This is a genomic window from Nonomuraea sp. CX421 (assembly GCF_059358955.1).
Genome location: NZ_JCADBK010000002.1, coordinates 102,056 through 125,523, shown reverse-complemented (window position 1 = coordinate 125,523; position 23,468 = coordinate 102,056). Strand labels below are relative to the sequence as shown.

The 23,468-nt window shown below is 71.1% G+C and carries 23 protein-coding genes and 1 pseudogene; 17 read left to right on the top strand and 7 right to left on the bottom strand.

The features are described 5' to 3' along the window. Positions 1–41: 41 nt before the first annotated feature. Entirely contained in the window at positions 42–758 is a 717-nt protein-coding gene (locus tag AC5L3X_RS03770) for a PIG-L deacetylase family protein (RefSeq protein WP_494855112.1), read from the bottom strand. 198 nt (positions 759–956) lie between these two features. Between AC5L3X_RS03770 and AC5L3X_RS03765 the strand changes: the two genes are divergently transcribed. Next, positions 957–2,378: a phosphatidylinositol-specific phospholipase C domain-containing protein gene (locus AC5L3X_RS03765; protein ID WP_494855111.1), complete on the top strand. Its 1,422-nt coding sequence runs from the start codon at positions 957–959 to the stop codon at positions 2,376–2,378. A gap of 40 nt (positions 2,379–2,418) precedes the next feature. Here the strand turns inward: AC5L3X_RS03765 and AC5L3X_RS03760 are convergent, their stop codons facing one another. Further along, a complete protein-coding gene (locus tag AC5L3X_RS03760) occupies positions 2,419–3,042 on the bottom strand; it encodes a TetR/AcrR family transcriptional regulator (RefSeq protein ID WP_494855109.1) in 624 nt (207 codons plus the stop codon). 57 nt (positions 3,043–3,099) lie between these two features. On the opposite strand from AC5L3X_RS03760, the gene AC5L3X_RS03755 reads away from it, so the two are divergent. The 6 genes from AC5L3X_RS03755 (at position 3,100) to AC5L3X_RS03730 (ending at position 8,883) form a co-directional block, all read left to right on the top strand. Further along, a complete protein-coding gene (locus tag AC5L3X_RS03755) occupies positions 3,100–3,552 on the top strand; it encodes a cupin domain-containing protein (protein WP_494855107.1) in 453 nt (150 codons plus the stop codon). Then, on the top strand, positions 3,549–4,442 hold the full coding sequence (locus AC5L3X_RS03750) for a hypothetical protein (protein ID WP_494855105.1): 894 nt from the start codon (positions 3,549–3,551) through the stop codon (positions 4,440–4,442). Before AC5L3X_RS03755 ends, AC5L3X_RS03750 begins: the two co-directional genes overlap by 4 nt. A gap of 156 nt (positions 4,443–4,598) precedes the next feature. Further along, complete coding sequence (locus tag AC5L3X_RS03745; protein ID WP_494855103.1) at positions 4,599–5,555, top strand: alpha/beta hydrolase; 957 nt, start codon at positions 4,599–4,601, stop codon at positions 5,553–5,555. Next, positions 5,548–6,774 (top strand): acyltransferase family protein, encoded by a 1,227-nt coding sequence (locus AC5L3X_RS03740; protein WP_494855102.1) that lies wholly within the window; start codon positions 5,548–5,550, stop codon positions 6,772–6,774. Before AC5L3X_RS03745 ends, AC5L3X_RS03740 begins: the two co-directional genes overlap by 8 nt. 49 nt (positions 6,775–6,823) lie before the next feature. Further along, positions 6,824–8,143, top strand: a complete 1,320-nt coding sequence (locus AC5L3X_RS03735; protein ID WP_494855100.1) for a sensor histidine kinase — start codon at positions 6,824–6,826, stop codon at positions 8,141–8,143. Beyond that, positions 8,140–8,883 (top strand): response regulator, encoded by a 744-nt coding sequence (locus AC5L3X_RS03730; RefSeq protein WP_494855098.1) that lies wholly within the window; start codon positions 8,140–8,142, stop codon positions 8,881–8,883. The genes AC5L3X_RS03735 and AC5L3X_RS03730 overlap by 4 nt, the downstream gene beginning before the upstream one ends. A 118-nt stretch (positions 8,884–9,001) precedes the next feature. Here AC5L3X_RS03730 and AC5L3X_RS03725 read toward each other — a convergent pair whose 3' ends face one another. Then, positions 9,002–10,027 carry a hypothetical protein gene (locus tag AC5L3X_RS03725; protein WP_494855096.1) on the bottom strand — a complete coding sequence of 342 codons (1,026 nt, stop codon included), beginning with the start codon at positions 10,025–10,027 and terminating at the stop codon, positions 9,002–9,004. Between the two features lie 154 nt (positions 10,028–10,181). Here AC5L3X_RS03725 and AC5L3X_RS03720 point away from each other — a divergent pair, with 154 nt between their 5' ends. Then, positions 10,182–11,879, top strand: a complete 1,698-nt coding sequence (locus tag AC5L3X_RS03720) for an FAD-dependent monooxygenase (RefSeq protein WP_494855095.1) — start codon at positions 10,182–10,184, stop codon at positions 11,877–11,879. Positions 11,880–11,911: 32 nt separating this feature from the next. On the opposite strand, the gene AC5L3X_RS03715 is transcribed toward AC5L3X_RS03720, so the two are convergent. Together AC5L3X_RS03715 and AC5L3X_RS03710 are read right to left on the bottom strand one after the other, a co-directional pair. Further along, complete coding sequence (locus tag AC5L3X_RS03715) at positions 11,912–12,598, bottom strand: TetR/AcrR family transcriptional regulator (RefSeq protein WP_494855093.1); 687 nt, start codon at positions 12,596–12,598, stop codon at positions 11,912–11,914. A 132-nt stretch (positions 12,599–12,730) separates the two neighbouring features. After that, the gene (locus tag AC5L3X_RS03710) at positions 12,731–13,933 is read right to left on the bottom strand and encodes a hypothetical protein (RefSeq protein ID WP_494855091.1); all 1,203 of its coding nucleotides are present in this window, start codon (positions 13,931–13,933) and stop codon (positions 12,731–12,733) included. Between the two features lie 201 nt (positions 13,934–14,134). On the opposite strand from AC5L3X_RS03710, the gene AC5L3X_RS03705 reads away from it, so the two are divergent. From AC5L3X_RS03705 to AC5L3X_RS03695, 3 genes are read left to right on the top strand one after another with little or no spacing between them, the layout of a single operon-like run. After that, positions 14,135–14,719: a hemerythrin domain-containing protein gene (locus AC5L3X_RS03705; RefSeq protein WP_494855090.1), complete on the top strand. Its 585-nt coding sequence runs from the start codon at positions 14,135–14,137 to the stop codon at positions 14,717–14,719. A 4-nt stretch (positions 14,720–14,723) separates the two neighbouring features. Then, a complete protein-coding gene (locus AC5L3X_RS03700) occupies positions 14,724–15,257 on the top strand; it encodes a DUF2243 domain-containing protein (RefSeq protein WP_494855088.1) in 534 nt (177 codons plus the stop codon). Next, complete coding sequence (locus tag AC5L3X_RS03695; protein ID WP_494855087.1) at positions 15,254–16,075, top strand: cytochrome c oxidase assembly protein; 822 nt, start codon at positions 15,254–15,256, stop codon at positions 16,073–16,075. Before AC5L3X_RS03700 ends, AC5L3X_RS03695 begins: the two co-directional genes overlap by 4 nt. A 24-nt stretch (positions 16,076–16,099) precedes the next feature. Here the strand turns inward: AC5L3X_RS03695 and AC5L3X_RS03690 are convergent, their stop codons facing one another. Continuing rightward, positions 16,100–18,292 carry a helicase-associated domain-containing protein gene (locus AC5L3X_RS03690; protein WP_494855086.1) on the bottom strand — a complete coding sequence of 731 codons (2,193 nt, stop codon included), beginning with the start codon at positions 18,290–18,292 and terminating at the stop codon, positions 16,100–16,102. A 97-nt stretch (positions 18,293–18,389) separates the two neighbouring features. Here AC5L3X_RS03690 and AC5L3X_RS03685 point away from each other — a divergent pair, with 97 nt between their 5' ends. The 6 genes and pseudogenes from AC5L3X_RS03685 (at position 18,390) to AC5L3X_RS03660 (ending at position 22,833) form a co-directional block, all read left to right on the top strand. Next, on the top strand, positions 18,390–18,791 hold the full coding sequence (locus AC5L3X_RS03685) for a hypothetical protein (RefSeq protein ID WP_494855085.1): 402 nt from the start codon (positions 18,390–18,392) through the stop codon (positions 18,789–18,791). Between the two features lie 321 nt (positions 18,792–19,112). Then, positions 19,113–19,316 (top strand): hypothetical protein, encoded by a 204-nt coding sequence (locus tag AC5L3X_RS03680; RefSeq protein ID WP_189127506.1) that lies wholly within the window; start codon positions 19,113–19,115, stop codon positions 19,314–19,316. After that, positions 19,235–19,675 (top strand): annotated as a pseudogene (locus AC5L3X_RS03675) (MauE/DoxX family redox-associated membrane protein); the annotation flags it as partial. The gene AC5L3X_RS03680 and the pseudogene AC5L3X_RS03675, both read left to right, overlap by 82 nt. 220 nt (positions 19,676–19,895) lie before the next feature. Beyond that, the gene (locus AC5L3X_RS03670; protein WP_494855084.1) at positions 19,896–20,453 is read left to right on the top strand and encodes a TlpA disulfide reductase family protein; all 558 of its coding nucleotides are present in this window, start codon (positions 19,896–19,898) and stop codon (positions 20,451–20,453) included. Further along, positions 20,450–22,309, top strand: a complete 1,860-nt coding sequence (locus AC5L3X_RS03665; protein ID WP_494855083.1) for an ABC transporter ATP-binding protein — start codon at positions 20,450–20,452, stop codon at positions 22,307–22,309. Before AC5L3X_RS03670 ends, AC5L3X_RS03665 begins: the two co-directional genes overlap by 4 nt. After that, positions 22,306–22,833 carry a S26 family signal peptidase gene (locus AC5L3X_RS03660; protein WP_494855082.1) on the top strand — a complete coding sequence of 176 codons (528 nt, stop codon included), beginning with the start codon at positions 22,306–22,308 and terminating at the stop codon, positions 22,831–22,833. The genes AC5L3X_RS03665 and AC5L3X_RS03660 overlap by 4 nt, the downstream gene beginning before the upstream one ends. A gap of 3 nt (positions 22,834–22,836) precedes the next feature. Here AC5L3X_RS03660 and AC5L3X_RS03655 read toward each other — a convergent pair whose 3' ends face one another. After that, positions 22,837–23,292, bottom strand: a complete 456-nt coding sequence (locus AC5L3X_RS03655) for an ATP-binding protein (protein WP_494855080.1) — start codon at positions 23,290–23,292, stop codon at positions 22,837–22,839. Positions 23,293–23,468 lie beyond the last annotated feature (176 nt).

Sequence of the window (23,468 nt, the reverse complement as noted above, 5' to 3'; positions counted from 1 at the left end):
TCAGCCGTTCTGCGGGTTCACCCGTTCAGCAGTTCGGCCGCTCAGCAGGTGATCAGTTCGAAGGGAACCGCCGGGCGCCCGCCGAAGCGCTGCCCGGCCGCGTTCACGAAGCCCTCCAGCGGCACCCGCGCACCACCCGGGGGGACACCCAGCGCGGCCAGGTACACGGCGTGCGCCTCGACCGAGGCCAGCGCCGTGTCCAGCCGCCCGGTCACGTCCACCGCGTGCGTCGGCTGGACGGAGCCGGCGATCGCCACGTACTTGACACCGCCCCACGGCTCGGCGCCGGCGTCGGGCAGGATCCACCGGTTGCCCGCGTCGAGGACCGCGTCGAGCACGGCCCGCCCGGTGTTGCGGTGATCGGGGCTGTTCCACTTCCCGGTGAAGGTGAAGTCGTGGTGGTTGAAGGTGATCACCAGCTCGGGCCGGTGACGGCGGAGCGCGGCCACCAGGTCGTGCCGCAGTTGGGGCGAGCGCTCGATCCCGCCGTCCGGATGGTCGAGGAACTCGACCGGCGAGGCGCCGACGATGGCGGCACTGGCGTGCTGCTCCTCCTCCCGCACCTTCCGTGCCTGCTCCGGCGGCATCGAGTCGATGCCCGCCTCTCCTCGGGTGAGCAGGAGATACCCCACCTCCTTGCCGGCCGCGGTCCAGGCGGCCACGGCGCCGGCGCTGCCGAACTCCATGTCGTCGGGATGGGCCACGACGGCCAGGGCTCTCGTCCAGTCATCGGGCATGGGCTGTAAGTCATCCGTCATGCCGTTTCCCCTGACATACACGGAGATCGCTAAACCTGCCGGCCCGCCCGTACGTTGAAGGCAGGACCGAAAGCCCCCTGCCGTCCACTCTCCGGCGTGAGCCCTTGCGGTGATCGTTCGACAACCGGCCTGAGGGGTTGGCTGGAGGCGGGTGATCGTATTGTCTGGGGAGACACTCCGCGACATGAGGATCACAAGATGCCCCGTTCGAGAGTTGTCCTGTCCGTGCTCGCCGCCGCCGCGTCCGTCCTGCTGATCAGCGGATCCGCCGAGGCGTTGGACGACCCGCCGTTACCCTCGGCGATCTTCCGCGCCACGCACAACAGCTATTCGGGCAATGTCGCCGGCGCGAGGGGCTCGATCGCCTCCCAGCTCGACCATGGCGTCCGCTTCATCGAACTCGACATTCACGACAACGGGTACGCCACCTCGAATGACTACTCGATCGGCCACGACTCTCCCGGCGATCAGGTCGACCACAAGGGAAACCCCGCGTCGAACCTCTTGCGCGACTGGCTCAACGCGATCAACGCCTGGTCCGCGGCGCATCCCACCGCCGCGCCGATCGTCGTCGCGCTCGACGTCAAGGACAACCTGACCGACAACACCTCCTACGCCGCGGGCAACCTGGCCGCGCTCAACGAGGAGCTCGTTTCCGTCTTCGGCGCGCGGCTGTACCGGGCCGAGGACTACCCGGCCGGCTCGCCGACGGTGGACGCGTTACGCGGTAGGGTGCTCGCCCTCATCTCCGGTCACGCCGAGACCCGCACCCTGTACAAGCGTGACATCGGCGTCAATCCGGCCGTCGCGATCAACGGGCGGGGCCAGGTCGTGGAGGTGCACGACTCGGGCTCGGGCGCGCTGTGGTACTGGACCGGCAGGTACGGCGCCGACGGCCGGGTGACCTGGCTGCGCCACGGCAGGTACGACAGCGGTGTGACGCCGGCCGTCGCGCTGAACGACAACGGTGACCTGGTCGAGGTCCACCAGTCCCAGAACAACACCACGCTGTGGTACCGCGTGGGACGCCTCGGCGCCGACGGGGAGATCGCGTGGGGGCCCAGCGGCCAGTACGACCGCGGCGTCCTGCCGACGGTCAGGTTCACCGACGCGGCGGGCACCCGGCTCCGCGAGATCCACCGCAGCCAGAGCAACAGCCAGAACTGGCAGTGGGCCGGCACGCTCAACGCCGCGGCGAAGACCGTCGCGTGGAGCGGCAACGCCACCACCGGCGACGCCCGCTATGACAAGGCCACCTCGACCAGCGGCACGTCGAGCGTGCGCGTATGGACCGGCGCCGACGGCCCGACCCCGTCCCAGACCCTGCGCGTGGACACCGACAGGTTCGCGGGCGACCGCATCCGTTATCCGCAGGTCGCCTTCGACGAGTTCCAGCAGGGCGACAGCGCCGAGCTCCGGCAGGGCGCGCTGTTCTACGCGGCGAAGGCGGGGGAGTCGTCGTTCATCACCGACGCGCGGCGGGCGGGACGGCTCGTGCGGGGCTGGGACTTCGACGCGGCGAGTCAGGCGACCGACCCGCTGGCCAACTATCCGGCGACCAACCACCCGTACGCCACCTGGTACCAGAACCTCCTCACCCAGGCCGGCGCCGTGGACTGAGCCGGCCGCTGGATCCGTGGCCCGGCACCGCCCTTGACCGTCAGGGGGACAGCAGGCCATGGGAGAGCTGGTCGGCGGTCCAGTCCTCCCACTCCGGGGTGGTCCAAGCGCATTCGCGCGTCATCACCAGAAACAGATCCGGCGACAACATCCCGACGGTGATGTCCGTGGCCCGGCGCTCGGTCAGGCCGGTCCGCAGCGCCCGCAGGCGGGCCAGGATGGCGATGACCTCCGCGTGGGCGGCGTGCCGCTGCTCGCTGTTGGCGGCCCATTGGGCGGCCATGTCGGGGTCGCCGGCCGCCGCGTCGCGGACCACCGCGAGGACGGGGGCGACCCGGTCGAGGATGACCCCGCTGTGGTGCACCCATCCTCGTACGACCTCGTTGGGGTCCTGTGCCGCCCGCAACGCGGCGAACCAGGGCCGTCGCAGGAGCGGCACGGGCTCGTCGTCTCCGGCGGAGGCGACGTCGACGACGTGCTTGAGCAGCTGGCTCTTGGTCCCGTAGTGGAAGTAGACCGTCTGCACCGACACCTCGGCCGCGTCGGCGACCAGCTGGAAGGTCGTCCCGGTGTAGCCCCGCACGACGAACAGCCCATGCGCGGCCTTCACGATGCGGCTTCGGGTCTGTGCCGAGCGCCGCTTCGGACTCTTGACGTCTTCCATCGACTTAAAGTATCACTTTAGAGTACGACTTTAGAGTGAGACTATAAAAGATGGGGCATGATGCTGTTCCTCGGCACCACGATGACCGTGAAGGCGGGGGGATCGGAGACCGGCGAGGCGCTGACCCTGATCGAGCAGGAGTGCCCGCCGGGTTTCGCCACCCCCTGGCACGTGCACCAGCACGACGACGAGGCGTTCTACGTCCTGTCGGGAACGATCCAGGTGTACTGCGGCGAGCGGACGTGGCAGGCCGGGGCCGGTGCCTTCGTCCTGCTGCCCCGCGACCTGCCGCACGCCTTCGTCAACGCCCAGGACTCTCCGCTGCGCCTGCTCCAGCTGACCTGGCCGGCCGGATTCGAGCACTTCGCCGCCGACGTCGCCGCCGGTGACACCGACCCCGGCCGGCTGATCGAGGTGGCCGCCCGCCATGGTTACCGGATCACCGGCCCGCCGCCGGGCACTCGGCCGGAGATGCCCCGACCCCCTTCCAGCGAAAGGACCGTTCTATGAAAGGGAAGCGCAGGTTCTTGGCCACGACCGTGGGTGCGCTCACGCTGATCGTCGTTCTCCCGTCGGCGGCGGTCGCGCAGGCGACGTCCACCGGGGACATCCTGGCCGCGCACGAGGGGGTGAGCACGGCGCCGAGGTTCGTGGCCTACCACAACCTGACCCCGGCGCAGCAGACCGAGCGGTTCGACACCCTGCGCGGTCAGGGTTATCGGCCCATCACGGTCAGCGTGTCCACCGACTTGTCGGGTCGCACTCGGTATGCCGGGATGTGGTCGGTGTCGGGTCGTGCCATGGGTGGGGATCTGCCGTGGGCGATGTATCAGGACATGTCCGCAGATGGTTATCAGCAGCGCTTCGACCAGCTCACCGCTCAGGGGTATCAGCCGGCCGTGGTCAGCGCCACCGGCTCGGGTGAGCGTGCTCGTTTCGCGGCCATCTTCGTGAAGAACCCCGGTTTCCGGTACGTGGCCAAGCACGGCATCACTCCTGCCGAGCTCCTGCGGATGAGCGGCACGGCCCGCCAGGACGGTCTGATGCTGTCGTCGGTCGACACCTACGGCACCGCCTCCGCGCCGCGCTATGTCGCGGTCTGGTCGGCCAACCCAGGCCGGGTGAGCTGGCATGTCAACGTCAGCCTGGCCCAGGAGGGCCATGAGGCCGAGTTCAGGAAGAACGTGGCGAAGGGCTTCCGCCCCACCACGGTCGCGGTGAGCGCCACCGGCCGCTACACCACCGTCTGGCGTGACGACAAGCCCGGCGCCTGGCATTCCTACATCGGCATGACCGCCGCGGGCTACCAGAGCCGGTTCGACGAGCTCAAGGCCAAGGGCTTCTACCCGATCCACATCAACGCGGAAACGGGCCGCTACGCCGCCATCTGGACCAAGTGACACCCCCGCCCAGACCGCGGCGTGCGAGACCCGTCTGCATCCCGTAGTACGCCAGAGCTACGCGAAATGTGCACTCCACAGCGGGACGCCGACTACCAGCGGTGATCCATACCTTCGAGCCCGAGCACGATCTCCGGCACGAAGGGACCACCGCCCATGACGACCCGCCCGCGTGGCAGCCGCCTGCGCCGCCTCCTGCCCGCCACGCTCGTCGCCGCTGCGCTGGCTGGGCCGATGACAGGCGTGGCCATGCCCGGGCGGGTACCGGCCCCCGTTCCAGCTCCCGCGCCACCGCTGGCCGCCGCGACCCCGGCCGTGCTCGCCGAGCGGTATGCGGCCGTCCGCGCGGAGATCGTGGCGGCCGCGCGGACGGCGGCCCGGCACGGCCACCACTGGCGTGCCGCGAGGTTGCGCGAGATGGCTGATCCCGCGCGGCGGTTCCTGTCCTTCGACGGCCGTGACGGCGGCCGGGCCGTGGAGGTGTTCGGCGAGCTGTCCAGCGCCGAACGGATCGCCGTGCTGGTTCCGGGAGCCGGCGTCGACCTGGACAGGTACGGGCTGGTGCGCGGCGGCTCGATGCGGCTTCGGGACGCGCTGGGCGACCGGTCGGCCGTGATCGCCTGGCTCGGGTACGCCACGCCGAGCAGCGTGAGCCTCCAGGCGCTGACCCCCGGCCGCGCCGACGGGGCCGCCCCCGGCCTGCGTGCCTTCATGGGCGAGCTGCGCGCGGCCAGGCCGGGCGCACGGGTCTCGCTCCTGTGCCACTCCTACGGCTCCGTGGTGTGCGGCCGGGCCGCGCCGGGGCTGGACGTCGCCGACATCGTCCTGTTCGGCAGCCCCGGCGCGGGCGTGGCGGACGCCGCCGCGCTGCGCACCCCGGCCGTGGTGTGGGCCGGGCGCACGGACGGGGACTGGGTCGGCGGGCTGCCGCACCTGTCGGTCGAGTTACCGTTCGTCACGGTGGGGCTGGGCGGTGATCCGGTCTCGCCCGGATTCGGCGCCAGGATCTTCGCGGCGGGCGGCGGCGGGCACAGCGACTACCTGACGGCCGGATCCACGGCGCTGGCCGGCATCGCGTGGATCGCGTCGGGACGGGCTGACGGCGATGCGTGACCTTGTCGCCCGGCTCGACGCCGAGACGCCGCCCGATCGAGACCGTGCCGTGGACGCTCTGCGCGCGCTGGCCATTCTGGGCGTGGTGGCCGGGCATTGGCTGGTGACCGCGCTGGTCGTGGACAGCGGGACGGTGCGGGTCGCCAGCCCGCTGCGGTACCTGCCGCAGCTCACCCCGGTTTCCTGGGTGTTCCAGACTCTTGCGGTCTTCTTCCTGGTGGGCGGGATGGTGGGGACGCGGAGCCGGCTGCGTGCCCGGGCGGAAGGCGTGCCGTACGGGCGGTGGCTCGCGGGGCGGACGGCCCGGCTGTTCCGGCCGGCGGCGGCCGTGGTGGTGGTGTGGGGCATGGCGGCCCTCGCGATGCTGGCCGCCGGGGTCAGGCTGGACAGCGTCCAGGCGTTGGTCAAGCTCGTGCTGTCCCCGATGTGGTTCCTGCTGGTCTTCGCGGCGCTGACCGCGGCGACCCCGCTGGTGTCGAGACTGCACCCGGTGTGGCCGCTCGCTGTGGTGGTGTGTGTCGATCTGGTCAGGTTCGGCGCCATCCCGGTCGGCGCCCACGCGGAGGGAGCGGGTCCTTTGGGCGGGCTCGTGGACGCGGTGGCCGGACATGGAGAGGAGCTGGGCTGGTGGGTCAACGTGGCGGCCGGGTGGCTGGTGCCGTACTGCCTGGGGGCGGCCTGGGCGCGAGGCCGGCTGCGTGGGCGCGTGACCGGGTGGGCGCTGCTGCTCGGAGGCGCGGTCGTCACCGTCGCGCTCGTCACCTGGGCCGGTTACCCGGCCGCCATGGTCGGTGTGCCGGGGGCGTCGCTGTCCAACCTGGATCCGCCCTCCCTGGCCGCCGTCACCTTCGGCCTCGCCCAGTGCGGTGCGGCCCTGCTGCTGCTCGGTCCGCTGAGGCGGCTGCTGCGCCGCCCGGCGGCCTGGGCCGCGGTGGCGCTGACGAACCTCGCCGCGATGACGATCTTCCTCTGGCACCAGACCGCGATGATCGCGGTCACCTCCTTCGGCCTGCTCGCCGAGAGCGCGATGCTGAGGGCCGGTTTACTCGGTGACGGGATGCTGCCCGGCCTGCGTACGGTCCCCGACGGGCCCGGCTGGGTCCTCGCCCGGGTGGCCTGGCTGCCGCTGTTCGCGGTGGCGCTGCTGGCGTGCTGCGCCGTCTTCCACGGTTCGGAGCGAGGACCGTCACGCTCGAAGCCGGTCGCGGCACGTCGCTAAGCTGGAGCGCCCCGACAAAGGGGGCGTAGGGGACATGAGGCGAGGGCTGGTGAGCAGGCTGCGAAGAGCCTTCGGCGCCTTACGCTCCGACCTGTGGACGACCGCCGCCGACCCGCTGCCCCGCATGGCGAGACCGCGCCGGCTGTCCCGGCTCCCGCACCTTCTGGTCATCCTGTACGCGCTGGTCATGGGCATGTTCTCCGGTGGAGAGGGTGCGGATTCGACGGTCCCGCTGCTCGCCATGATCCAGGCGGCGATCCTGGTGTTCGCGATGTCGCGCCCGCTGCCCGCCTGGTGGGCGTCGATCGCTGCCACGGTGATCGGCGCGAGGACGGGGATGACCTACCTCTCGCAGAGGCTGAGCTTCCCCTGGATGGTGCACACGGGGACGCCCAGGGGGCCGGTCTTCCCGACGCTCCCGCATGACGCGCTGGCCTTCCCGTGGACGGGCTCGGGCATCGCGCTGCAGGCCGGTGTGCTCTTCCTGCTGGCTCTGCGGGTCCGCCCCCGCGTGGCGGTCTCGGCGCTGGCGATCACCACGCTGGTGGGAGCGGGATGCGTGGTGTTCGTGCCCGAGGGCAACGGGAGCGGCGAGGTGCTGCTGGCCGTGGCGGTCGAAGCGGTCGCGGTCGTGATCGGGGCCGGGAAGCGCGCGCTCAGGACGACCCGTACCCGGCTGGAGGCCCAGGAGGAGTTGACAGCCGAGGAGCGGGCCCGCAGCACGCTGCTGGAGGAGCGCGCCAGGATCGCCCGCGAACTGCACGACGTGGTCGCGCACCACATGTCGGTGATCTCCATTCAGGCGCAGGTGGCGCCGCACCTGGTGGCGAATCCGTCCGACGAGCTGAAGGAGAACCTCGCGGGCATTCGCGAGAACGCCGTCGAGGCGCTGACCGAGCTGCGCCGAGTCCTGGGCCTCCTGCGCGCGCAGGACACACCCGGGGACGCTCCGCAGCCCACCCTCGACCGGCTCGGCGAACTGCTCGCCAACGTACGCGGCGCAGGCGTCGCGCTCACCGCCGAGACCCTGGGGGAGCCGCGCCCGCTGTCGCCCGGGGTGGAGTTGTCGGCGTTCAGGATCGTGCAGGAGGCGCTCAGCAACGCCATGCGGCACGCGCCGGGCGCGCCCGTCGCGGTCCGGCTGCGCTATCGAAGCGACGCCCTCACGATCCGAGTCGTCAACGCCGCGCCCGCCGCGCCGCCCGCGCCCGCGCCCGCACCCGGCGCGGGGCACGGGCTGCTGGGGATGCGCGAGCGCGCGGCCATGCTGGGCGGCGACCTCGTCACGGGACCCACGCCCGGCGGCGGCTACGAGGTGAGTGTGTTCCTGCCCATCGACTCCCAGAAAGGCATCGAGGCCACCCCATGACGAGCATCCGCGTGCTCATAGCCGACGACCAGATCATGGTCCGTCAGGGCTTCACCGTGCTGCTCAACGCCGAGCCCGGCATAGAAGTCGTCGGCCAGGCCGTGAACGGTCTCGACGCCGTCGCGAAGGTCGCCGAGCTGGCCCCCGACGTCGTGCTGATGGACGTGCGGATGCCCGAGCTGGGCGGCATCGAGGCGACCCGCCGCCTCGCCGGGCAGCCGGACACGACCGTGAAGGTCCTGGTTCTGACCACCTTCGACCTCGACGACTATGTCTACGAGGCGCTGCGGGCCGGCGCGTCAGGCTTCCTGCTCAAGGACGCGTCGGCGGCCGAGCTGGCCCACGCGGTGCGGGTGGTGGCGGCCGGGGACGCCCTGCTCGCGCCGAACGTCACCAAGCGCCTGATCGCCGAGTTCTCCCGGGTGAGCGGCGCCCCGCGCGCCCCGCTGAAGGAGCGCGTGGGCGACCTGACCGAACGCGAGACCGAGGTGCTGTCGCTGATCGCGCAGGGTCTGTCCAACGCGGAGATCGCCGGGCGCCTCGTGGTCGCCGAGCAGACCGTCAAGACCCATGTGAGCCGGATCCTGGTCAAGTTGGGGCTGCGCGACCGCACCCAGGCGGCGGTCTTCGCCTACGAGACGGGGTTGGTGCGCCCGTCGGGTTACCAGCCGGACGGTCGCGAAGCTCTCCCGCCTCCTGATCGCCGAGCTACCGGACGGCACGGCATTTCAGATGGGTGACCAGAGCGGTGCCCGACGCCTCGCCGATCGGTTCGAGGGTGGTGTCCCCGAGCCCGCCGGCCTTCCCGACCTCGCCGATCCCGCGTGGCGCCGGCGTGCGCTTGAGGGAGTGCGCGGTTCAGTACGTGATGAATCCGTACAGCGCCAGATGGTTCGACTTCGTGCCGCTGACCGTGTGATCGATGCTCGACGGCTGCACGGCGCCCCTGACGAACAGGTAGTCGATCTTTCTGGAACCGGAGGTCGCTTTCGCTCCGTAGCCGGTCATGCCGAAGCCGCCGAGCGTCGAGGAGGCGATGTTCGTGCGATTGGCGTCGATCCCGATCACCCGGATCGTGGAGGCGTTCATCAGGCTCGTGGCGTCCGCGCCGACATGGATGCCGGAGTTGGCGATGCCCGCGGTGCCCGCGCCCGCGCAGGCGTTCGCGCCGTTCTGTTCGGGGAGGTGCATGGTCGCGGCGAAGACCGTCGTCCCCGTTTCCTTGATCGTGAATCTCGCCGCGATGGCGCTGGTGCGCTTCCACTTGTGCGCGTTGGTGGTGCCGCTGTCGTTGTTCGGCGGCTTGTACAGCGTGCACCCGGCCCCGCCGTTGTACGGTGTCCCGGGTTTTAACCAGCCCGCGCTCCAGTACTTCGAGACGTCGCCCGACGCCAGGCTCAGCGTTCTGGTGTTGTAGACGATCGCGTTGGTCTGCTTCTTCTTCAGGTCGCCGAGCGCCTGCTGACTGCACTTGTGCGAGCTGCCCCACGCTTCGGGGTCGTCCCAGGCCACGACCGCCTTGTAGGTGCCCGCCGGATATCCGAACTTGGCCGAGAGCTGGTCGGCGTAGGCCGTGGTCTGCCCGGTGCCGCGCACCTGTTGCACGATCAGCAGATCGGGAGCCCGTACGCCGGAGGTGCCCGTCCTGCCGTTGTCGTCGACCAGCATCGACGTGAGGTGGTCCGGGCCTGAGATCCGGGTGCACGTGCCGTCGGCGTTGTTTCTCACCAGGTTCTCGATGTTGTTGTTGTAGACGCGCAGCACGCGATCCGCCGTGGTCGCGGGCGCTTCGTACGCCCGCGCGCTCGACGTTGTGGCTGTGGTGGTGAGGAGGGTGGCAGCCGCCACGAGGACCATCGCGCCAGGCGATCGATAAGTGAGCATTGTCGCAGAGTAGCGATCATCTCGAACCGGTGGCGATGACAATTTTGACCTTTTAACGTGACAAGCTGGACCGGAAGAGCGTTCGCCCAGGTCAGGCGGAAGGGCCGGGCTCGGGCACGGCGGCAGGCTTCGTCGGTCCCGTTACCATGCGCCTGTGATCCACATCTCAAGAACATCTCCCGTCCTCGTGGTCGGAGGAGGTCCCGTCGGTCTCGCCGCGGCCCTCGAACTGGCCCGCTTCGGTGTCCCGTCGGTCGTGCTGGAGCAGCGCGCGCAGACGTCCCTGCACCCCAAGACCCGCAACTTCAACACCCGGACGATGGAGATCGCGCGCGGTTGGGGACACGCCGTCTACCAGCGGCTGCGCGGCATCGACACGCCGCCCGGCTGGAAGAGCCCGATCCGGTTCTTCGACACCCTCACCGGTGCGGAGACCGGGCAGATCGAGACCCTGGGATTCCTCGGTCCGGGACCGGAGATCAGTCCCGCCTTACCCGTGATGTCGTCCCAGGACCTCATCGAGAAGATCCTCCGGGACGCGGCCGCCGCCACCGGGCTCGTCGACCTGCGCTTCGGTCACGAGGTCACGCGGGTGCTGACCGGCTGGCTCCCCGAGGACACCGAGGCCTCCCTGGAGGTGCTCGACCCGCGGTCGGGCACCGCCTACACGATCTCGGGCAGCGCCCTGGTCGCCGCAGACGGCGTCGACAGCCTCGTCCGGCGGCAGCTGGGGATCGCCCTGGACGGCGCCCAGGCGGTCAGCCACTTCGTCAACTGCTACTTCCGCGCCGACCTGGAGTCCTACCTCGGCGACCGGACCGGCGTGCTGCTCTACGTCGGCGGATCCGAGGCCGCCGGGGTGTTCCAGCCGCTCGACGCCCGGGGTCGCTGGCTCTGCCAGATCCCGGTGCAGCGCGAGGAGTGGGAGGCCGGCATCCACACCCCGGAGTGGTGCGCGCGGTGGATCCGCGCCGGCTCCGGGATCGAGGACCTGGAGGTGGAGGTGCGCACCGTCGGGCGGTGGAGGATGAACGCCACCGTCGCCGACCGGCTGGTCGCGGGCCGGATCGTGCTGTGCGGCGACGCCGCCCATCAGTTCCCGCCCACCGGCGGCCTCGGCGTCAACACCGGCCTGCAGGGCATGCACAACGTGATGTGGAAGCTGGCCCTCTGCGCGCGGGGGAGCGCGGACTGGTCGCTCCTGGACACCTACGACGCCGAACGCCGCCCGCCCGCCAAGACCACCGTCGAGCAGTCGCTGGCCAACTTCCACAACGTCCTGCAGATCTCCGTCGCCATCCTGTATGGCCTCGACCAGCAGCTCAGCCCCGAGGACGCCATTCAGGCGACTCACCGGTACGGCAACCACCTCGGCGTCGAGTTCGGCACCCGCTACGCCTCCGGCGCCGTCGTGCCGGACGGCGCCGTCCCCCCGGCGGTCGACGACTCCTACGCCGACTACCGGCAGAGCGCCACCCCCGGCTGCCGGGCCCCTCATCTCTGGCTCGGACGCGGCGACGGCAGGCTGTCCACCCTGGACCTGTTCGGCCCCCGGTTCACCCTCCTGACCACCCGCGAAGGCGACGACTGGCGGCGCGGCGCCGCGCTCGCCGCCGAACGGCACGGTGTCCCGCTGGCCGCGTTCGCCATCGGAGACCCGGGGATCGAGGACGACGCCGACGCGTTCACCAGCCTCTACGGCATCGAGCCGACCGGAGCCGTCCTGGTGCGCCCCGACGGCTACGTCGCCTGGCGCTCACCCGCCGCCGCCCCCGCCCCCGACACCGTTCTCGGCGGAGTGATCAGCCAGATCCTCGGCCGCTCGGCGACCGTCTCGGTGGAGCCGGCATGAGACCGTGAACGCCTGGGAGCAGGGGCCCGGTCTCATCGTCCGTGAGCCTGCTCGGGGTGATGGTGTTCGAGGAGGGCCGCCGCGAGCATCGCGGCGAGCCACTCCTCGTACTCGCCTTCGCTCCATCCGCACACTTCGGTGAGCTTCTCGAAGTTCTCCGTCGAGGTGAGGACATAGATCTGCTCAGCCGCTCTGGCCGGCGGAAGGTCTGGGCGCAACGCTCCGAGAGCGTGGAGATGTTCGGCCGGTCCGCGGCTTCCCATCAGCCTTTCGCGTTCGATGTCGGCCAGTACGTCCTGGAGTCCCGCGTCGGTGGGTGACGCGGCGGCCGCCGCGCGGAGGAGGCGGTGCACCGGCTGGATGCGCCGGAGGATCGCGGTGGCCGTGGCGGCGTGCAGGGCCAGCTTGCGCACGGGGTCCGGCTCCTCGATGATCGCCCGGACCTCGGGGCGGTCGCTCTGTGGCAGGGCCTGGGAGTCCCCGGCCAGGGTGATGTCGTAGACGAGCTTGGCCAGAGCGGGTTTGCCGCCGGGGCAGGACGTGTACAGCGTCTGAACGGCCACGCCGGCCTGACGTGCCACTTCGGCCATGGTGGTGTCGGCGTAGCCCTTCCTGATCATCAACTCCCGCGCCGCCGTCGCGATCCTCTGCCGGGTGGCCTGGGCCTGTTCATGGCGCAGCGCGCTGGCGTAGGGGCGTCGCTTCTTCTGCTCAGTCATCGCCAGCCATGATTTCAGAAGTACATTGACTAGAAATGACTCTAATGAAGGAGTGTGGACTGGCGGCCGAGGTCGCGCGAGACGGCTGATCCCCCGCGACACTCCCTGCCCTCGGGACGCGCTGGGCCGCTGTCAGCGCTCCCGCGCCAAGCTGCCGACCGGATGTTCGCCCTCGGTCTCCAGGCGGTACTCGTGGCCGGACTTGGCCCGGTTGTCCTCGATGACGCGTTCGGAGGGCGCCTTCTCGCCGCCCATGATCGCTTCCTGCATCTTCTCGAACCGCTCGTGGGCCTCCTGGACGTAGCCCGTGCCCAGGGTGGTGTAGTCGATCTGGGTGGCGAGCAGCTCACGCAGGTAGCCCTTGTTCGGCTCGAAGGTGACCGGGGCGGGCAGTTCGGGCGCGCAGACCTGCTCGGGGTCGCGGCCGTCGTGCTTCTTGAACAGTTCGGCGGCCAGCCGCAGGTGCTCCAGCTCCATGTTCAGGTGCAGCTCCCAGATGGCCTTCACCTTGGGGTCGGACTCGGTCTCCATGAACGAGTGGTAGAGGTAGCACTCGTTGTACTCGTGGTTGAGCAGCATCTCCCACCAGCTCTCACCCGGGTCGACGAGCGACTCGTAGTGGGTGACGTGCTCTTCCTCGACGAGGCCGATCTCCTGGTAGAGCTGGCGGGCGATGGGCTCCATGTAGGTGGGGCCGACGTTCATGTAGAAGTTCATGGTCTGCTGCTCGGCGGCCATGATGGTGAGGGCGTGCAGCTTGGAGAGGGGCGCGGCCGTGCTCTTGTCGTAGGGCTCGCGCACGTTGTCGACCGGGTTGCGGTGGTGCAGGTAGGTCGGGCGGCCGGGCATGACCTCGGTGAGGTTGTCGACGATCTTCTCGGCCTTGCGGTGCTCGATCATCTCGTACAGGTTGGCGTAGCGGTAGAGATGGTCGAAGTCCTCCAGCACCCCGAACTGGTAGGCCTGCTTCAGGTACGGGTCCGGCTCCATCCTGGCCACCCACGCGGTCAGGTCGACGGCCACCTGCTCGTAGGCGATCGTGGTCTCCAGCACGGAGGCCAGGCCGGGCAGCAGCCAGTTGACGACCTTCTGCTGCTGCGCCTCGATGTAACGCACCCGGGCGAGCTGCTGCTTGAGCTCGATGTCGGGACAGTGGCGGGCGAGCTGGTGGCTGAACAGGATCGCCTCCACCTCGATCCCGTTCATCGCGATGATCCGGCACCGCGTGTACGGGTCGGCGTGGTCGGGATCGATCGGCATGACGTCCAGCTCGCGCCAGTTGCGCAGCTGCTTGTCCAGCGGGATGCCCCGCTCCCGCAGTGGGTTGAAGGTCATGTGCGTGCGCTCCTTCGCGCTGGTCGAATGTGCCGGCGCAGCAAGCTGCCCGCGCGTCCTACCCGAGGCTTCCCGCCCCAATCTCCGCGGTCACCCCCTGAAGAGTCCAAGGAGGGCAAACACCACACCGCCCTCTCCGTACGCCGGTGTGTCACCTCCCGCGATGGGTAGGCAGGGGCCCATATCCCAGAGGAGGTTCACATGGCCGACCAGCACACGGCACCGGAGATGATGGGCGAGACGGACGTCATCGATCTGCTCGTGGCCCAGCACGCGATGATCAGGGATCTGTTCGACGAGGTCGAGCAGGCGCCCGCGGCGGAGCGGGGCGAGACGTTCAGCCGGCTGGTGCGGCTGCTGGCCGTGCACGAGACGGCGGAGGAGGAGATCGTCCACCCGTACGCCCGCCGCAAGATCGACGGGGGTGATGCCGTGGTCGACGATCGCCTGGAGGAGGAGAACGAGGCCAAGCAACTCCTCATGCGCATGGACGAGGCGGGGCCGGAGGCGGCGGACTTCACGCAGAACCTGGCGCTGCTGCGCGGCGCGGTGGAGGCGCACGCCCGCGCCGAGGAGCGCTACGAGTTCACCAAGCTGCGTGGCCACACCAGCGAGGCCGAGCGTCGTGGCATGGCCGTCGGGGTCAAGGCCGCCGAGGCGATGGCCCCCACCCACCCGCATCCCGGCACCGAGTCGGCCATTAAGAACGTGCTGGTCGGCACGCCGGTGGCGATGATGGACCGGGCCCGCGACGTCATCCGCCAGGCCATGGGCAAGAACCCCTGAGCCCATGGCGGTGGCCGACAACAGACAGCGGATCAGGCTGCCCGGTGTGATCCTCGGCATCGGGCTGGGCGGATTCCTTGACGGCATCCTGCTCCACCAGATCCTGCAGTGGCACCACATGCTGAGCAGCACCGACACCGACAACATCGGAGTGCGGTACTACCCGCCCGACACGGTGCCGGGCCTGCGGATGAACACCCTGTGGGACGGGCTGTTCCATGCCGTCACCTGGCTGGCGGTGCTGATCGGGCTCGGTCTGCTCTACTCCCGCGTCACCGGTTCGCGCGGCCGGGTGTGGACGTCGCGGACGCTGTGGGGATGGATTCTGGTCGGCTGGGGAGCGTTCAACCTTGTGGAGGGTGTGATCGACCACCACCTGCTGGGCATCCACCACGTCCTGCTCGGCCCGCACCAGCTCTGGTGGGACCTCGGCTTCCTGCTCCTCGGCGCGCTCCTGGTGGCCGCCGGATGGGGCCTGCAGCGCACCGGCGGGGAGCTCGACCTGTGCGGCGGTGATGCGCCCGCGGCCAGAACATGATGGTCCACGGTGCCCACTCGCACGCCGGCGGCGCACTGATCCTGGCGGCGACCGGCCTGGCCGCGGCCGGTTACCTGCTGCTGGCGGCGCGCCGGAGCCGGGAGCCCAGGGGATGGAGCCGGTGGCGTCTCACGTCGTTCCTCGCGGGCGGCGCGCTGGTGGCGGCCGGGCTCGTGGGGCCGGTCGCCGCGCTGGCCGGCACCGACTTCCGCGGCCACATGCTGCAGCACCTGCTCATCGGCATGCTGGCGCCGCTGTGCCTGGTGCTCGGCGCGCCGATGACCCTGCTGCTACGGTCGCTGCCCGCCGCCCACGGCCGCCGCCTCGGCGCGCTGCTGCGCGGGCGGGCCATGCACCTGCTGGCCAATCCGGTTACCGCGCTGGTGCTGAGCGTGGGCGGCATGGTGGCCCTGTACTGCACGCCGCTCTACCGGCTGACCACCTCCTACGGCTGGCTGCACGAAGGGGTGCACGCGCATTTCCTGCTCGCCGGCTGCCTGTTCGCGTGGGTGATCGCCGGGCCGGACCCCGCTCCCCGCCGCCCGTCGGTGCCGACGCGGCTGGTGGTGCTCGGAGTGGCGATCGCCGTGCACGCCGGGCTGTCGCAGTTGATGTACGCCGGGCTCTGGGTGGACCTGCCCGTGCCCGTGGAGCAGCGGCGCGGCGCGGCCGAGATCATGTACTACGGCGGAGACCTCGCCGAACTGCTGCTGGCACTGGCCCTCGTCGCCTCCTGGCGCCCTCGGCGCGCTTCCGTTCGGCGCGGGACGAACGGGGCGCCCGTCGAGGCGCTCGTGGCCAGGAGTGCCAAGGCGTGACACCTGGTGGTCCGGGGAGGCCGATCAGAGGCGGGAGGTCTGGCCGGACGGTTTGGCGCGGCGGGCGGCGGGCTGCTCGACCAGCGTGACGCCGGTCTCGGCCTCCAGGGCCGGGGCGTAACCGGCGGCCCGCAGGGCGTCCATCGTCTCCCGCTCGGAGCTCGCGCTGATCAGTACGGTCGGCGCGATCAGGCGCAGGCCGAGTCCGCGCAGCGCCTTGGCGCCGGCGAGCTCCGCGAGGAGGGCCTCGTCCTCGGATCGGACGCAGCAACCGGAGCGAACCACCCGCATCCGGCCGTGGGTCCGGCCGACGTCCTTGATCAGGTATTCGAGGGGCTGCGGAAGATCGCCCTGGGCCACGGCTCGCAACCGCCTGACCAGGTCCTCGGCGTCGTGACCCGCGTCGAGCGCGTGCCGTACGGAGGCGGGGGAGATCCGCCACACCACCGCGTGCCCCTCGGACTCACGCGCGCCCACCGCGTTGAGCAGGGCGGCCAGGCCCGCCTCCGGAGTGCCGCTCACCACGGCGGTCAGGTCGGTCTGGAAACGGGCGGTCGTCTGCGGCGGCGGCAGCAGGTCGGTGAGCACGGGGGTGAGGACCGGCTCCGGCTCGCGCCAGGCCCGGCCGGTGCGGAGCAGGCCGAGCAGGGCGTGGCCGAGGGCCGTCAGGGTGTCGTCGGCGACGACGCCGAGGAGCCGGGCCTCGCGCACGGTGGCGCCGATCCGCTCGGCTCCGGGCAGACCCTCGGCGACGCGCATGGGACGGTGCCAGGTCGCGGCGGCCACCAGATATTCGGGCGCCGCGGCGGCGCGGCGGCCCGGAGCGGCGGCGAGCGCCTCGAGCAGCGCGTAGCGGAGGCCGACGGCGTCGGGATCGTCCGCCCCGGTCAGGGCGACCGGGGTCTGGTCGGGGTCGGGCCACCACAGCGGGATATCGCGGCAGGTGGCCCAGGCGGCGAGCACCGGCACCAGCCGCTCGGCCGGAGGACGTGGCAGCCACCGGTCGTAGGACGTGGTGGGCAGCACCACGTAGGTAGGGTCGGGAGCCTTGGCCCGGCGGTTGGCGGGGCGTTCGGCCGGCTCGGCCAGCGGGCCCAGCAGGTCGGCCCGGACGCACAGTTCGAGCAGGAAGCGGACGGTCTCCTCTGGCTGGCCGACCTGCTTGGCCAGCCGCTTCGTGTCGCGCACCGCCACTCCGCCGGCCTTGCGCACGGCGAGTGGCCGCTCGGCGCAGGCGGCCAGCAGCCGTTCGAGCTGCCAGGCCACGGCGACCACCGCGCCCTGGGAGGCCGCCTCGGCCCGCTCGGCCGGCGGCAGCTCGGGCGGGGAGGGCGGCCGGGGATGGAACGTGGCCCGCACCTCGCCGCGGACCGCCAGCGCGACCTCCAGCGGGAGCTCGGCCACGCCGGGCAGACCGGAGGGCAGGAGCAGGCCCCGGGCGGCCAGCCAGTCGACCCCCTGGTGACCGGACCCGCCCGGGAAGAAGGTGTACTTGCCGGTGGAGTTGTAGCCGTAGACGCCCGCGGGGTGGAAGCAGCGGGTCTCCAGCAGAGGGCCGTCGTGCGCGAGCAGCTCCAGCAGTCGCGTGGCCGCCTCGGGCGCCCGGTCGAGCAGCGCGCGCAGCCGCTCGGGATCGGTGAGAACCGTCACGACGTTCCGCTCGGCGGCCGACCGGTTGGCCGCCTTCTCCAGCCCCAGCCCGGCGGCCACGTGGTGCACCTCGGGCGCGTTGAAGTGGCGGGAGATGAGCTGATGGGCAGGCCGGCCCAGCGCCATGCCGCCCATCATCGAGCGGTGGACGTAGGTGTGGGCCACCACCTGCTCGCCGTGTGGCGGCAGCAGGAGCGCCTGGTCCGCCAGCCGGTCCAGCGTCGCCTCCGCATCGGCCCGCAGGCCGGGGTCGTCGCCGGCCAGCAGGTCCAGCACCGCGCTCCGGGGGACCGCGCGATCGTAGGGGTCGGGGGAGCGCCAGCGCTCCTCGGGGAAGGGACCGTGCCGTTGGTCGGCCAGCCACGAGACGGCGCCCAGCGCCTGGACGTCCGGGAGCGTGCAGAACTTCACCAGCTCGGCGGCCACGTGGTCCTGGGTGAGCAGATGAGCGAAGTCGCGCAGCGACACTTCCCGACCGCGACGGCGCAGGGCGGCGCGGTTGGCGATCAACCCGAGCTGCTCGGGGCTGCGCGTGGCGAGCCAGTCGATCAGGGAGTTGCTGGGCATGGTCGCCAGGGTAGTGCCGCGCGGCGAGCTCCGTGAGCCGGAGCGGTGCCGCGGCGGGGCGACGGTACGGGTGACGCGCGCGGGGAACGGGTCCCGCATGAGTGACGAAACAGCCGACTGGCGCGGTCGCCGCCCCCGGGGACTCGACGACGCGACCGTCGACGCGCTGGGCATGCTGTCGTGCGCGCTGGAGACGGTCCAGCGGGCCCGCGGGCACCTGTACGCCTTCCACCAGCTGACCGGGACCGCCCATCGGGAGCTGGAAGAGGCCATTGAGGCGCTGCGCGCGGCGGGACGCGACGCGCAGGCCGACCTGCTGACCGCCGAACTCCTCGGCCGCGACGTGCTGGCCGGCCGGTGGACGTTCCAGGTGGTCGAGGAGTACGACGACGGTTACCACCGGCACTTCACCGAGCTGGAGCGGAAGATCAGGGACGAGCTGGCGGGAGGCGTGCGGCACATCTACGAAGCGGAGATGAAGGAGCGTCAGCAGGGGTGAGGCGACGGCCTCTGGTGCCTTTCGACAAGTGGCGGTGGTCGAGGTGTTGAGACATCCGAACGGCGCGGGGTGGTCGGCGCGGTAGAACGGCACCAATGGCGGCGGTCCTCTTGATCGAGAAGTGGGCCGCCCTTAATAATCTTCCTGACGTCCCAGAAAGGGGGAAATGCCGAAAAAAGGGGACTTTGTCACCCTCGTGGTTGAGATCTGGTCAAGTGAGTCGGAAACGGATTTCCGTCCGCGAGTCGACCATGCCGACGCCCCGACGAGCTTGACGCACGAATCCGCTAGCACACACCTGAAGGCGCGAGGAGAACAATCATGGTGTCGGCCATCCAAAGCATCAGCGACCGGTTGCTCACGTTGTTCGTGCCGAAGGCGGAGGCGTCCGCCGGAAGCTGCACGTGCAACTGTGCCTACAACTACTGGTACTCCTGCAGGGAGTGCACCCGCTGCTACCGCTGCACCGACTGCACGGCCGGCGGCAACTGCCTGCAGTGCTCCTACAAGGCCGCCTGCTGCTGAACGCAGTGGACTATCCGGCGATCGGCTGCGCCTGTCTCGTGGCTCTCGTTTTCGCGCTGTCGGCATGGAGTAAGGTGCGCGGTCGCGCGGCGTTCCGCGAGTTCGCCGCCGCCACGCGCGTCCTCGCCGGCTCCGTACGGGCGCGTGGGATAAGTGATTCCGTCGCCAGAACAACCGCACTGGTGGTCGTCGTCGCGGAGGCGGCGACGGCCCTGCTGGTCGCAGTGCCGTACACCGCGCGGGCCGGCTTCGCCCTCGCCGTCGTGCTGCTGACCGGTTTCAGCGTCGCCATCGCGGCCTCCTTGCGCCGTGGTGTCAGCACGTCCTGCCGGTGTTTCGGCGCGTCGTCGGCGCCGCTCTCCGGCCGCCACCTCGTACGCAACGGAGTGCTGCTGGCGGCCTCGCTCGCCGGCCTGGTCACCGCCGGCGGGCAGCTCGGCTCGCCGCATCCCGGCGGCATCGCGATCGCGGCCGTGGCGGCTCTGGTGGTGGCCGTGTTGTTGACCCGCATTGATGATCTGGCCGAGCTGTTCGCGCCTCCCGCCGCCGTCGGCCGCGGAGCGCAGAGAGGAAAGCACGATGCCCTTTCTCGTCGCCGCAGTGGTCCTGGTGGGAGTGCTGTGCCTGCTGAACCTGCTCCTGACGTTCGGCGTCATCCGCCGGCTCAAGGAGCACACGGCACAGCTGGAGAAGGTTCTCAGCGGCGGTCGTGACGATGCGCTGCAGATGCTCGGCGAACAGGTCGGCGAGTTCGCCGCCACGACCACGGACGGCGAGCCGGTGTCCCGGGCCCTGCTGGCCGGGGAGACCGTGGTGGCCTTCTTCAGCCCGAGTTGCGCCCCCTGCCGGGAGAAGATGCCGGTGTTCGTCGAGCAGGCGCGGGCGCGGGACTTCGACCGGCAGCAGGTGCTCGCCGTCGTCGTCAACGAGTCGGGTGAGCCCGAGGCGGCCGGCGTGAAGGAGATGGCCGAGGCGCTGGCCACCGTCGCCCGGGTCGTCGTGGAAAGCGCCGACCATCCCCTGGCGAACGCGTTCAAGGTGCACGCCTTCCCGGCTTTCTGCGTGGTCGACGCCGAGGGCGTGGTGCGCGTCATCGGAGGTGACCTGGACCAGCTCCTCGTCTCGGCGGAGGCGTGAGCGCGGGCCGGGCCGCCACCGGCGATGCCCGGCCCGGCCGCCGCGAGCTGCTGGTCAGTGGCGCCAAGGCGCTCCGCCTGGTCTGGCGGGCCGCGCCTGGGCAACTGGCCGGCTTCTCGGCGATCACGCTGGCGGGCGGCGTCGTCCCGGTCGTGGCGGCCTGGCTGACCAAAATCGTCCTCGACCGGCTCGTCGCGCCGGGCCCGATCGGCGCCGTGGTGGGGCTCGCGATCGGCCTGGCCTGCGTAGGAGTGGTCAACGCGGTGCTCCCGCAACTCGGCCAGTACCTCCAGAGCGAGGTGGACCGGCGCGTCGGGCTGCGGGCCCAGGACGAGTTGTTCGCCGCCGTGGAGCGGTTCGTCGGTCTGGGGCGGTTCGAGGAGCCGGCGTTCCTGGACCGGCTGCGGCTCGCGCAGCACAGCGCCCGGTCGCCGGGGCAGATCGCCGGCGCGATGTTCGGCCTGGGCCGTGGCGCGGTCACCCTGGCCGGGTTCGTCGCCTCGCTGGCGCTGATCAGCCCGCTGTTCACCGTCATCGTGCTGGTGGCGGCGGCCCCCGCCCTGGTCATCGAGCTCCGCATCTCCCGGCAGCGGGCCGAGACGATGCTGCGCATCGAGCCGGCCGAACGCTGGCGGTTCTTCTACAGCGAGCTGCTGACGACGGTGGAGGCGGCCAAGGAGATCCGGCTGTTCGACCTCGGCGGCTATCTGCGCGGCCGGATGAACTCCCAGCTGCGTCAGACCAACCACGCCCACCGGGTCCTGGACCGCCGCGAGCTCGGGGCGCAGGGGGCGCTCGCGCTGCTGGCGGCGCTCGTCTCCGGCGGCGGGCTGATCTGGATCCTGGTGTCCGCCGGGAGGGGCGGGTTCACCGTGGGCGACGTGTCGGTGTTCGTCGCCGCGGTCGCGGGTGTGCAGGGCGCGCTCAACGGGCTGGTCCACGCCACCGCCGAGACGCACCGGCTGCTGCTGATGTTCGGCCACTACACGGCCGTCACCGGGGCCGGCCGCGATCTCCCGTCCCCGGCGACGCCACGGGAGCTGGCGCCGCTGCGCGACGGCATCGAGCTGCGCGACGTGTGGTTCCGCTACAGCGACGACCATCCCTGGGTGCTGCGCGGCATCAACCTGTCCATCCCGCGCGGCGCCACGGTGGCCCTCGTCGGCCGCAACGGGGCCGGCAAGAGCACGCTGGTCAAGCTGCTGTGCCGGTTCTACGACCCGACCAAGGGGGCGATCCTGTGGGACGGCGTCGACATCCGTGACGTGCCCATCGACCGGCTGCGCGCCCGAATCGGCGCCGTCTTCCAGGACTTCATGGCGTACGACTTCAGCGCCGCCGACAACATCGCCGTCGGCGATCTGACGGCGCGCGGCGACCAGGGCCGGATCGAGGCCGCGGCCCGCCACGCCGGGATCCACGACATGGTCACCGAGCTGCCACGCGGCTACGACACGCTGCTGACCCGGATGTTCTCGAGCGACTCCATCGACGGCGATCCGCAGACGGGCGTGACACTGTCGGGCGGGCAGTGGCAGCGCCTGGCCCTGGCCAGGGCGCTCGTCCGCGACGAGCGCGACCTGATGATCCTCGACGAGCCCAGCGCGGGGCTGGACGCCGAGGCCGAGCACGACATCCACACCCGGCTGCGCCGGCTGCGGGCCGGGCGCACCAACGTGCTCATCACGCACCGGCTCGGCGCCGTCCGGGAGGCCGACGTCATCGTCGTCCTGTCCGGTGACGAGATCGTCGAGCAGGGCGACCACGCCCGCCTGCTGGCGGCCGACGGCGTCTACGCCCGGATGTTCACCCTGCAGGCGGCCGGATACGCCGCGCTCTCCGGGGAGCCGGGATGACGGGCTGGTATGTCGCCCTGGCGGCGGCCTGCGCCCTGGCGCTGCCGGCAGGCGTGCTGCTGTGGGCGCGTCGCAGGTACGTCGTGATCACGGTGTCGGGCCTGAGCATGCGGCCCACGTACGATCACGGCGAGCGGGTGCTGATCCGGCGCGTCCCGGTCACCCGGGTGCGGCCCGGCCAGGTCGTGGTCTTCGCCGCCGCGCCACCCGGCACCTGGCAAGGCTTCGAGGCCCATCACGCCGCCGACCCGGACGGCGCCGGTCTCCAGGCTCGTGATGACGCTGACGCGAACACTCCCGTGGCTCCCCGGTGGATGCTCAAGCGGGCCATCGCGGTGCCCGGCGACCCGGTGCCGCGCGAGCGGTGCCCGGCGCTGCGTTCCGTCGCCGACGCGGCGGTGCCGCCCGGGCACCTGGTCGTGCTCGGCGACAACCCGAGCCGTTCCTTCGACTCGCGCCAGTCGGGCTACGTGACTCCGGACCGGCTCGTGGGCGTGGTCGTGCGCCGGCTGTCCCGCGCGTGACCGTCAGGAGCACTCGGGCCAGGCGATGAGCTGGAACCAGACGGACTTGCCTTGCTGGGCGACGGTCCAGCCCCAGTCGTGGGAGAGGGTCTGCACGATGGCGAGCCCCCGGCCGCCGACGTCGAACCGGCCGGCCAGGCGAAGGCAGGGGAGCGTGGGGCAGGAGTCGTGCACGTCGACCACCATCAGCTCGCGCTCGCGCAGGACCGAGACGCGGACGGCGCCCGCGCCCCCGTGCGTGATGGCGTTGGTGACCAACTCGGAGACCAGGAGCTCGGCCACCTCCGCGACGTCCTGCCCGGCCTGCCAGTCGAGGGCCACGTCGCGCACGAACCGGCGGGCGGAGGAGAGGCACCTGTCGGCGCGCGGGATCCACCTGTCGCCGAGCACGGGAAGGAGCCGGTCGGGCACGGGGCGGTGCTCGGCCAGTGCCGTACGGGCCTTGAGCGCCTCTTTCATCTACGTTCTCCCCGTCTCGGATTCACCGCTTCGAACTTGACAAGCCCTAATTACTCTCAGTAGTGGGTCCATTACCAATACCGCGTTTTGAGGGCCGCGTCCATGGCCTGAAATCCGGCAAAGCACGCCACTTCGCTGACTCTCCGCGTACCAGCCCTTGCCTGGACCGGAGTTCG